Genomic DNA, 2,510 nt, shown 5'->3' on the forward strand with positions numbered 1-2,510 from the left:
CCACCCCGACCTGGCCGCCCTCACGGCCCACACCGCCGCCGGCCACCCGGCCCCCGACCTGGTCTTCGCCTTCCGGCCCGGCTCCCGCGCACCCGGCCAGGACACCGCCGACAGCGCCCACCGGGCCGCCCACTGGGCCCTGGACCTGGTCCACCGCTGGCTCGCCGCCGACCCGGCCGGCACCGCCACCCTGGTCCTGGTGACCCACGGTGCGGTGGCCGCCCTCCCCGGCGAGGACATCCGCGACCTGACCGCCGCGCCCGTATGGGGGCTGCTGCGCACCGCCCAGTCCGAGCACCCCGGCCGCTTCACCCTGATCGACCTCGACGACCCGGCCCGCTCGGGCCCCGCCCTGCTCACCGCCGCCGCCAGCGGCCACCCGCAACTCGCCCTGCGGGACGGGCAACCGTACGTCCCCCGGCTCGGCACCGCTCCGGCCGCCGCCGCCGAGCCGAGGCCACTGGACCCCGACGGCACCGTCCTGATCACCGGAGGCACCGGCACCCTCGGCGGCCTGCTGGCCCGCCATCTGGCCGACCGGCACGGCGCGAGGCACCTGCTCCTGGTCAGCCGCTCAGGCCGGCAGGCACCCGGCGCCGACCGACTGGCAGCCGATCTGACCTCGCTCGGCGCCCAGCCCACCTTCGCCACCTGCGATGTCGCCGACCGCGAGGAACTCGCCGCCCTTCTCGCCCAGATCCCGGCCGACCGCCCGCTCACCGCCGTGCTCCACACCGCCGGCGTCCTGGACGACGGCACCCTGGACACCCTCACCCCGGAACGGCTTGACACCGTCCTACGGCCCAAGCTCGACGCCGCCTGGCACCTGCACGAACTCACCCGCGGCAGCGCCCTGGACACCTTTGTGCTGTTCTCCTCGGTGATGTCCGTCCTGGGCAACGCCGGCCAGGCCAACTACGCCGCCGCCAACGCCTTCCTGGACGCCCTCGCCGCCCACCGCCGGGCAACCGGACTGCCGGCCAACGCGCTCGCCTGGGGCCTGTGGGCCGAGGGCACCGGCATGACCGAACACCTGGACCGCGCCGACCTGGCCAGGATGAACCGCGCAGGCATCGCCCCCCTGCCCGCGGACCAGGGCACCGCACTCTTCGACGCCGCCCTCACCGCCGACCTGCCCTACGCCGTACCGGCCCGCCTCGACCTTCCCACGCTGCGCGCCCGGGCCGCGGACGGCACCCTGTCCCCCGTACTGCGGGACCTGGTTCCCACCCCGACGCGCCGCGCGGCGACCGCCCCGTCCAACGCCGCCGACACCGGCTCCACCTGGGCGCACCACATGGCCCGACTCCAGCCGGAACAACGACGACACGCCCTCACCGGCCTGGTCCGCACCCAGGTGGCCATGGTCCTCGGCCACGGCGACCCCGAGGACATCGACATCCAGCGCGCCTTCCGGGAACTGGGCTTCGACTCACTGACCGCCCTGGAACTGCGCAACCGCCTCAACGCCGCCACCGGGCTGCGGCTCCCCGCGACTGTCGTCTTCGATCACCCCACCGCCACGGCACTGGCGACCCGCATGGAGCAGGAGATCACCGACGACCCAGCCCCCGTCACCGCGTCCATCCCCGTCGCCACCCCGACCGGTGCCCTCACCGACGAGCCCATCGCGATCGTGGCCATGGCATGCCGGTATCCGGGCGGAGTGGCCGGACCCGAGGACCTGTGGCAACTGGTCATGGAAGGCCGCGACGCGATCGGCGCGTTCCCCGGCGACCGCGCCTGGGACGCGGACGACCTCTACGACCCGGACCCCGAGCGGACCGGAATGGCCACCACGCGGGAGGGAGGGTTCCTCTACGACGCGGGGGAGTTCGACGCCGAGTTCTTCGGCATCTCGCCGCGTGAGGCCACGGCCATGGACCCGCAGCAACGCCTCCTGCTGGAAACGTCCTGGGAGGCCGTCGAACGGGCCGGGATCGACCCGACCTCGCTGCGCGGCAGCAGGACCGGTGTGTTCACCGGAGTGATGTACAACGAATACGCCTCCCGGCTCCACCAGACCCCGGACGGCTTCGAGGGCCACCTCCTGGCGGGCAACGTCGGCAGCGTGGTCTCCGGCCGGATCTCCTACTCCCTGGGCCTGGAGGGCCCGGCGGTCACCGTGGACACGGCCTGCTCCTCCTCCCTGGTCGCCCTCCACCTCGCCGCAGCAGCCCTCCGCACGGGCGAGTGCGACCTGGCCCTGGCCGGCGGCGTCACCGTGATGTCCACCCCGAATGTCTTCATCGAGTTCTCCCGCCAGCGCGGCCTGGCCCCCGACGGCCGCTGCAAGCCCTTCGCGGCGGCGGCCGACGGTACGGGCTGGGGCGAGGGCGTCGGCCTGCTGCTGGTGGAGCGGTTGTCGGATGCTCGGCGCAACGGGCATCCGGTGTTGGCGGTGGTGCGGGGGAGTGCGGTCAATCAGGACGGTGCGAGTAATGGGTTGACGGCGCCGAATGGTCCGTCTCAGCAGCGGGTGATTCGTGCGGCGTTGGAGCAGGCGGGGT

At 74.0% G+C, this 2,510-nt stretch carries 1 protein-coding gene; it reads left to right on the plus strand.

What is annotated here, in order from left to right; translation table 11 throughout:
• Window positions 1–2,510, plus strand: a 2,510-nt coding sequence (locus E4099_RS31260) for a type I polyketide synthase (protein WP_135342471.1), incomplete at both ends; no start/stop codon positions are given.

The organism is Streptomyces palmae (genome assembly GCF_004684805.1).
GTDB classification, from domain to species: Bacteria; Actinomycetota; Actinomycetes; order Streptomycetales; family Streptomycetaceae; genus Streptomyces; species Streptomyces palmae.